Raw genomic sequence first — 8,654 nt, 5'->3', positions numbered from 1 at the left:
CGGCTACGGCTACAATCCGTCGATGGTCTCGCCGGAGAGCATGGGCCCGATGGGCGGCTATGGGTACAATCCGTCGATGGTCTCGCCGGAGAGCATGGGCCCGATGGGCGGTTACGGCTACAATCCGTCGATGGTCTCGCCGGAGAGCATGGGCCCGATGGGCGGCTACGGCTACAATCCTTCGATGGTCTCGCCAGCGAACATGGGCCCGATGGGCGGCTACGGATATAATCCGAACATGGTCTCGCCGGCCAACATCGGTCCGCAGTTCAGCTATGGATATATGGGCAACGGCCAAGTTTCGCCGGTGAGCACGTCCGGCAAGAAGCCTTGCAATTGCGGCTGCCAGGATAAGCGCGAAGAAGACGACTTCGAAGCCGAAGAAGCGCTGGAGCCCGTGAAGGTCAGCAAATCGGCAGCAGCCCGGAAGCCGGCCAAAAAAACCGCCGTTCGCCAAACGCGCACCGTGAAACCGAAACGCCGCGACAGCCTGCCGTGGATTAACCGTTAAACGAAAATGTCGCGCACGCCCCGCATGCATCGCTTCCGATGCATGGCGGGGTTTTTATTATACGCTTCCCGGACATGCATATTTCGCCAATTCAAGTGACAAACTAACAAAAAAGGCAAATGGGGGAACTCATATGATGACATTCAACGTGTGGCGCAAAGTGAAGCAAAAACTGCGGCGCGGCCGTCGTCCGATGTGGCAGCTGGCTTGCTTTTTGCTTGTCGCGGGCCTATTGTCGGCGACCTTCGCCGGCGTCGGCTCGGCCGCTGCAGGCAAGAACGGACCGACGGCTTCGCCGGCCCCCCGGCAGGAGCGGGAAGATGGAAGCCGGAGCGTGATCGCAACCCTTTCCGATATGCATGCCAAAGTCACGGTCAAACTTCGGCGGGTGTATATCTGCGGCGTCGAATCGGAGACGATCGGCAGTCTAAGCTCGGCGGACGCGCTGCGCATGATGAAGCTGCATCCGGAATGGACGGCCATGCTGGACGAGCAGGGCGCGGTCGTGATGGAGCAGCGGATCGACGATTTGTCCGAATCATGCAAACGCAACGCGTATTTCGGCTTGGACAAGCTTGGCCGCCTGTCGCTGTTCGACGGCGCGCCGAAGAAGGAGAAGGTGCTGCGGACCTTCTTCCAGCTGGACGTGAATTACATGGAGAGCAGCCTGCCGCGGGAGCGGATCGACGAGCTGGTCAAAGGCATCCGCGTAACGGACAAAGACGCGTTCAACAGCGTGATATCCACTTACAGCGACTATGCGGTGGACCGGACCGAGAAGGTCATGAAGCGAACGTTTTAAGCGCATACCGACATACCCCGATAGAAGCGGACGGCTGCCAGAGGCAGCCGTCTTTTCGCCGTTGCTCCGTCAAGCGAGCTGGGACAAAACGCGTGTTCTCATTCGCCCCATCATTTGATATAATGGGAGGAAGCCGTTTTTCGCAATACTGGCAAGTTATTCGTTTGGCGTGGGGAGAGAAGAAGCTTTGCGGGTATTAGGCATTGATCCGGGAATCGCCATCGTAGGCTTCGGATTCATCGACAAAATCGGGAGCAAGCTCGTTCCCGTGCAATACGGCTGCATCACGACGGAAGCGAAGACGCCGCAGGAAGAGCGGTTGAAGCAGGTGTACGAGTCTGCCTGCTCGCTGATGGACCGTTACAAACCCGATACGGTGGCCGTGGAGAAGCTGTTCTTCAACCGCAACGTCACGACGGCGTTCTCAGTCGGTCAAGCCCGGGGCGTCATCATATTGGCGGCGGCGCAGCGCGGGCTTCCGGTCGGGGAATATACGCCGCTTCAGGTGAAACAGGCGGTCGTCGGCTATGGCAAGGCGGAGAAGCGGCAGGTCCAGGAGATGGTGCGGATGTTCCTTAAACTCAGCGCCATTCCGAAGCCGGACGACGTGGCGGACGCGCTTGCGGTAGCCATATGTCATGCGCATTCATCGGTTCTAGCGAACAAAATAAACGAGGTGAACCGCTCATGATCGATTACGTGAAAGGCCGGGTCGTGCATCTGGACACGGAATTCGTGGTGGTGGACGTGCGCGACATCGGCTATCAGATCTTTACGCCGAATCCGTACGCGTTCGCCAAGAGCGAGGAGCCCGTCACGATTTATACGCATCATCACGTCCGGGAGGACGCCGCGCTGCTATACGGCTTCGCGAACCGCGACGAACAGGCGATGTTCCGCAAACTGCTCGACGTGTCCGGCATCGGTCCGCGCGTGGCGCTCGGCATCCTTGCCGGCGGCAAGCCGGAGACGATCGCGGCGGCGATCCAGCAGGAGAATTTGACGTTCCTGACGAAGCTGCCCGGCATCGGAAGGAAGACCGCGCAGCGCATGGTGCTGGATCTGAAGGATAAGCTGGACGCGATCCCGGGCGGATTCAGCTTTGCAGCCGCGGGCATCGCGCTGGACGATGCCGGACCCGGCGCCGCGGAAGCGGAAGGCGGCCAATCGTGGCGCGAGGCGCGCGAAGCGCTGATGACGCTCGGCTATACCGCGGCCGAGCTCGACCGCGCCTGGCAGGCGATGAAGGGCGACGTTCCGCTCGGCGAGTCCGTGGACGCGCTTATGAAGCGGGCGCTGCAGCAATTGTTCAAAGGTTAGTGGAGAGGGGCAAGCGCGAATGGACGAGAGGATAATTTCCGCCAACCTCATGATGGAAGAACAAGCGGTGGAGCTTAGTTTGCGTCCCCGCTATTTGTCCGAATATATCGGTCAGTCGCAAGTGAAGGATAATTTGAAAGTGTTCATCGAGGCGGCGAAGCTGCGCAAAGAGGCGCTCGACCACGTGCTGCTTTACGGCCCGCCGGGTCTCGGCAAGACGACGTTGTCCAACATCATCGCCAACGAGCTTGGCGTCAATTTGCGGACGACGAGCGGTCCGGCCATCGAGAGGCCGGGCGATTTGGCGGCGCTGCTGACGAACCTGCAAGAAGGCGACGTCCTGTTCATCGACGAAATTCACCGCCTTCACCGGACGGTGGAGGAAGTGCTGTACCCGGCGATGGAAGACTTCGCCCTCGATATCATGATCGGCAAGGGGCCGAGCGCGCGCTCCGTCAGGCTCGAGCTGCCGCCGTTTACGCTCATCGGGGCGACGACGCGCGCCGGCTTGCTGTCGGCGCCGCTGCGCGATCGTTTCGGCGTCGTCAGCCGCTTGGAGTTCTACACGGTCGACGAACTGGCGTACATCGTCGCGCGCGCGTCGGAGATTCTCGGCGTCAGCGTGATCGGCGAAGCGTCGCAGGAAATCGCCATGCGCTCGCGCGGAACGCCGCGGATCGCCAACCGGCTGCTGAAGCGGGTACGCGATTTCGCCCAGGTACGGGGAGACGGCATCGTGACGCACGAGTTGGCGCGGTCCGCGCTCGGGCTCATTCAGGTCGATCCGCTCGGGCTCGACAGCATCGATCATAAAATGCTGCGGGCGATGATCACGATCTATCGCGGCGGCCCGGTCGGGCTCGACACGATCGCGGCGACGATCGGCGAGGAAGGACAGACGATCGAAGACGTTTACGAGCCGTATTTGATGCAGATCGGTTTCCTGCAGCGGACGCCGCGCGGGCGGATGGTCACGCCGCTGGCGTACCGCCATTTGGGATTGCCGATACCTCAAGAAAACGCCGCATCCGCAGATGCGGGAGAAGCAGAGGAAGAAGGAGGCGGCTTCGTCTAATGGGCTCTAGAAGGAAACAAGCTGAAGAGGACAGGCGAGAGAAGCTGATAGTGCTTTACGACGGCACGTGCAACCTGTGTTTGGCCAGCGTGCGCCGTTTGAAGGAGCTGCAGTCGACCGCGATCCTGCGGTTTATTCCCGTTCAATCCCTCGAGGAAACGTACGAGACGATTCCCGAGCTTTCAGCTGTAACCGAAGAACAGCTACTGACGAAAATGCATGTCGTTGAGATGGACGGCACCCTGCATGGCGGGGCAGCCGGAGTCGTTCGCATATTGAGGACGGTTAGAGGGCTTAGATGGCTTGCGCCGCTGTACCGGGTACCGGGACTTCGCGGAGCGGCCGATTTCATGTATCGCTTTATTGCGGGCAGGCGCTACGAATGGTTCGGCAAGACGGACGAGAGCTGCCATGACGGCGTTTGCGCGCTGGGCAAGAGGGACTGAGGCAAGCCATAGTTACGAAGCAGTTTTGCTTCGCAAAACTAAGTTGATGCTTACGAAGCAGTTTTGTTTCACAAAACTTTTAGGAGGACGATACAGCCGTGAATGGCGCGAACGTTCAACACGACGGGAATCAGGAATCGCCGCGGAGGCTTCTCGCGATGCCGAAGGCGAAACGGACGGCTGCGGCGATCGCTGCAGGGGTAATCGCATTATCCGTTTGGACCTCGCATCCTTCCGAAGGCGCGGCCGTGCCGCAGCTGGATACGATCCGGGTCGGCATTTTCCTGAATACGAGCAAATACAGCCTGAACACCTCGGCGGCAACGTTCAGCTCGTCCGGGACGCTGAAGGTCGGCGTCCGGCAGCCATCCGCCGTCGTCCCGCTGTTCCAGACCGGCAGCGGGGAGACGGTCCGCTTCACCATGGACGATTATAAGCCGCTGCTGCTGGAGACGACGGATTACGTGAAGGCGCTGAACGTGATGAAGCGGCTTAAAGCGCTCGGGGCTGCCGGCATGATGACGGCCTCCGGCGCGGCAAGCGGCAGGCTGTACCAGGTAGCGGAAGGCACGTACGCGACGGCTGCGGAAGCCGGCGCCGCGGGCGACAAGTGGATGAAGGACGGGACGATTGCCGGATTCGCGGGCACGTCCAAGAAGGCGGGACTGATCGGCCCGCTGCATCTGGAGACGGGCGTGAATTATGCGTCCGAGGCAGAGGCGGAAGCCGCGTCGCAGCAGCTGGTCGAATCCGGCGTCGAAGCGTATGCAGCGATGAAGCAGTCCGGAACCGGCGCGGGCGTGTATACGGTGCTTGTCGGCGCGGAGAGCGACGCGACCGCGCTTGCCGCCGTGAAAGCGAAAGCCCAGCAAGCAGGAAGCACGACGCTAAGCCAGCCGGATGCCAAATCGTCGTACTTTCTTATTCGCGACGACTATTCGACCGCGGAGTCGGCTTCCAAACCGCCGGTACCGCTATATTCCGTACCGACTGCCGGCGCGAAGCTGTGGCTGGAGACGACCGCGCCGTCAGGCATCAAATTGGCGGAGCGCTACAATCGCAGCTATCGCGGATCGTTCGAGGTAAGCGGGCTGAGCAACAAGATGGCCGTCATCAACGAGCTTCCGTTCGAGCAGTACATATACGCCGTGGTCGGCGCGGAGATGCCATCCTCATGGCCGGCCGAAGCGCTGAAGGCGCAGGCGGTGGCAGCCCGCACGTATGCGCTCTACCAAGGGTTCGGCTTTCAAGTCGCCCATGTCGTGGATACGACGCTCAGTCAAGCGTATGGGGGGATCGGCTCGGAGAAGGCGTCGACGATCGCGGCCGTCGATGCGACCGCGGGCGAAGTGGCGATGTACGACGGCAAAGTAATCAACACCGTGTTCTCGTCCAGCGCCGGGGGAGTCACGGCGGACGCGCAGGAGATCTGGGGCAGCCCCTTCGATTATTTGAAGAGCGTGAAGAGCCCGGACACGTCGTCCGAGACCGGGCTATACAAGTGGTACCGCGTCGTGCTGCCGAACAATCTCGTCGGTTATATCCGCGAGGATTTGGTCGAGGATACCGGACAGAAGTCCCCGGGCGGACAAGCCGTCCTGCGCGTGAAGGGAGACGGCACCAAGGTGCGTCCGATTCCGCTCGTGCAGGATAACGTTCCGGCCGTCGGTTCGGTGAACAAAGGGACGCTCGTCGTGCAGCTCGAGAAAGTCACGCAGTCGAACGAGATGTCCTGGGTGCGCGGGACGTATTCCGCGGCCGAATTGCTCAAGCTGACGCAAGGGAAGCTGGCCAAGCCCATCAGCGGACCGATCCGGACGTTGGAAATCAGCAAATCAGGTCCGTCCGGGCGTCCGGTCGAAATGACGGCGAACGGGCAAACGCTCGGCGTCAAGACGCCGGACGCGTTCCGTTCCGTGTTCGGCGGGCTGCCGAGCACGTTGTTTACGATCGATGAGACCGCCAGGATGACCGTTGCCGGAGCGGGCGGGGCCACGCGCGAGAGGCCGGAAGACAGCAGTACGATGTACGTTGTCGGCGGCGACGGGCAGAAGCGGGAGCTCGAAGCGGCCAACTTCTTCATCCTGAACGGAAGCGGGGACGTTCGCGCGGCGACGCAGGAGCCCTCGTTCCGGTTCGTCGGCACGGGCAACGGGCACGGCGTCGGGCTGTCGCAATACGGCGCGCGCGGGCTGGCAGAGTCTGGGTATGACTACAAATATATTATGCAATACTATTATAAAGACGCGAAGATCGTTAAGGAATGAGATGCAGCATGAATGTAAATGAATTTGATTTTGAATTGCCGGAACGCTTGATCGCGCAGACGCCGCTCGCCGACCGAACGTCGTCGAGATTGCTCACCTTGAATAAAGAGACCGGCGAAATCGGGCATCATTCGTTCACGAAGCTGGCGGAGCTGCTGCAAGCCGGCGACACGCTCATCTTGAACGATACCCGGGTCATGCCCGCCAGGTTGCTCGGGGTCAAGTCCGACACCGGCGCGAAGGTGGAGCTGTTGCTCCTTAAGCAGCTGGAGGGCGACCGATGGGAGACGCTGGCAAAGCCGGGCAAACGCCTGAGAAGCGGCGCGAGGCTCAGCTTCGGCGACGACGGCACGGGTGCGCCCCTGCTCCAGGCGGTCGTCGTGAGCGAAGGGGAAATGGGCGCGCGGGTCGTCGAGTTTCAGTATGAAGGCATCTTTCCGGAGCTGCTCGACCGGCTCGGCGAAATGCCGCTCCCGCCTTATATCAAGGAACGGCTGGACGATCGCGAGCGGTATCAGACGGTCTACGCGAAGCATGAAGGCTCCGCCGCGGCGCCGACCGCCGGTTTGCATTTCACGAAACCGTTCCTCGAAGAGCTGGAGCGCAAGGGCGTGAAGATCGGTTATATCACGCTGCATGTCGGGCTGGGGACGTTCCGGCCGATGTCGGTGGATACGGTCGAGGAGCATACGATGCATGCGGAATATTACGAGCTGAGCGAAGAAACGGCCGCGTTGCTGAGAAGCGCCAAGGCCGAGGGCACCCGAATCATCGCCGTCGGCACAACTTCTTCGCGAACGCTTGAAACCGTTGCCGCCCGGTTTACGTATGAAGAGATACGGGCCTGCAGCGGATGGACCGATATCTTTATTTTCCCGGGCTACGAGTTCAAGCTGGTGAATGCGTTGTTGACGAATTTTCATCTGCCGAAATCGACGCTTGTCATGCTCGTCAGCGCGCTGGCTGGACATTCGGCCATCATGCAGGCGTATCGGGAGGCGGTCGAACGGGAATACCGGTTCTTCAGCTTCGGCGATGCCATGTTTATTTATTAGGAACCTAGAAAGAGGCAGAGTGCAAAGTGGCTATCACATACGAATTAATCAAGACCTGCAAACAAACAGGAGCAAGGCTGGGCCGCGTGCACACGCCGCACGGGGTCATCGAGACGCCCGCGTTCATGCCCGTCGGCACGCAGGCGACCGTCAAGACGGTCAGTCCCGAAGAGCTGAAGACGCTGGATGCGCATATTATTTTGAGCAACACGTACCATCTGTTCATTCGCCCCGGCCACGAAATCGTGCGCAAGGCCGGCGGACTCCATAAGTTCATGAACTGGGACCGGCCGATCCTGACGGACAGCGGCGGCTTTCAAGTATTCAGCCTGAGCAACATGCGCAAGATCAAGGAAGAAGGCGTAGAATTCCGCAGTCACCTGAGCGGGGACAAAATGTTCCTGTCGCCGGAGAAAGCGATGGAGATCCAAAACGCCCTCGGCTCGGACATCATGATGGCGTTCGACGAGTGCGCGCCTTATCCCGCCGAATACGATTACGTGAAGCAATCGCTCGAGCGGACGACCCGCTGGGCGGAGCGATGCCTCGCTTCGCACGCCCGTCCGCACGATCAGGCATTGTTCGCGATTGTGCAGGGGGGCATGTACGAGGACCTGCGGCGCCAGAGCGCGTCCGAGTTGACTTCCATGGATTTCCCGGGGTATGCTATTGGAGGACTTAGCGTCGGAGAACCGAAGGATATCATGTACAACGTGCTGGAATGTACGGTTCCGCTGCTGCCGGCGAACAAGCCTCGCTACCTGATGGGCGTCGGATCGCCCGATGCGCTGCTCGACGGCGCCATCCGCGGCATCGATATGTTCGACTGCGTGCTTCCGACCCGGATCGCGCGCAACGGCACGACGATGACCAGCTCCGGCAGACTCGTCATTCGCAACGCCAAGTTCGCGGAAGATTTCGGTCCGCTCGATCCCGAGTGCAGCTGTTATACCTGTACCCATTATTCGCGTGCTTACCTCCGCCATCTGATTAAAGCGGACGAAACGTTCGGCATTCGCCTCACGACCATCCACAATCTGCATTTTTTGCTTGAATTGATGAGAGGCGTGCGCCAGGCGATCATGGAAGACCGGCTGCTCGACTTCCGGAACCAGTTCTTCGCCAAGTACGGCTTATTCGAGAACGATAAAGGATTTTAAGGAAAGGGGTGAAATGAA

At 60.3% G+C, this 8,654-nt stretch carries 9 protein-coding genes; all 9 read left to right on the top strand.

The annotated features are described in order from the left end of the window. On the top strand, positions 1–511 hold a 511-nt coding region (locus AC50YL_RS35865), incomplete at its 5' end, for a hypothetical protein (protein ID WP_494838199.1). A gap of 133 nt (positions 512–644) precedes the next feature. Beyond that, the gene (locus tag AC50YL_RS35860; protein ID WP_494838198.1) at positions 645–1,313 is read left to right on the top strand and encodes a BofC C-terminal domain-containing protein; all 669 of its coding nucleotides are present in this window, start codon (positions 645–647) and stop codon (positions 1,311–1,313) included. Between the two features lie 187 nt (positions 1,314–1,500). After that, positions 1,501–2,004 (top strand): crossover junction endodeoxyribonuclease RuvC, encoded by a 504-nt coding sequence (gene ruvC, locus AC50YL_RS35855; RefSeq protein WP_494838196.1) that lies wholly within the window; start codon positions 1,501–1,503, stop codon positions 2,002–2,004. Beyond that, positions 2,001–2,633, top strand: a complete 633-nt coding sequence (gene ruvA, locus AC50YL_RS35850) for a Holliday junction branch migration protein RuvA (RefSeq protein WP_494838194.1) — start codon at positions 2,001–2,003, stop codon at positions 2,631–2,633. The genes ruvC and ruvA overlap by 4 nt, the downstream gene beginning before the upstream one ends. Positions 2,634–2,652: 19 nt before the next feature. After that, entirely contained in the window at positions 2,653–3,708 is a 1,056-nt protein-coding gene (gene ruvB / locus AC50YL_RS35845; RefSeq protein ID WP_494838192.1) for a Holliday junction branch migration DNA helicase RuvB, read from the top strand. Beyond that, positions 3,708–4,154, top strand: coding sequence for a thiol-disulfide oxidoreductase DCC family protein (locus AC50YL_RS35840; RefSeq protein WP_494838190.1), 447 nt, complete (start codon positions 3,708–3,710; stop codon positions 4,152–4,154). The genes ruvB and AC50YL_RS35840 overlap by 1 nt, the downstream gene beginning before the upstream one ends. Positions 4,155–4,312: 158 nt before the next feature. After that, positions 4,313–6,421 (top strand): SpoIID/LytB domain-containing protein, encoded by a 2,109-nt coding sequence (locus AC50YL_RS35835; protein WP_494838188.1) that lies wholly within the window; start codon positions 4,313–4,315, stop codon positions 6,419–6,421. Positions 6,422–6,429: 8 nt separating this feature from the next. Further along, positions 6,430–7,476 (top strand): tRNA preQ1(34) S-adenosylmethionine ribosyltransferase-isomerase QueA, encoded by a 1,047-nt coding sequence (gene queA / locus AC50YL_RS35830; RefSeq protein WP_494838186.1) that lies wholly within the window; start codon positions 6,430–6,432, stop codon positions 7,474–7,476. Positions 7,477–7,502: 26 nt separating this feature from the next. Continuing rightward, the gene (gene tgt / locus AC50YL_RS35825) at positions 7,503–8,636 is read left to right on the top strand and encodes a tRNA guanosine(34) transglycosylase Tgt (RefSeq protein WP_161744733.1); all 1,134 of its coding nucleotides are present in this window, start codon (positions 7,503–7,505) and stop codon (positions 8,634–8,636) included. Positions 8,637–8,654: the final 18 nt, after the last annotated feature.

This window comes from Paenibacillus sp. J22P277 (genome assembly GCF_059383675.1).
The sequence above is the reverse complement of the archived record's forward strand: the minus strand, read 5'-3'. Positions and strand labels throughout refer to the sequence as shown.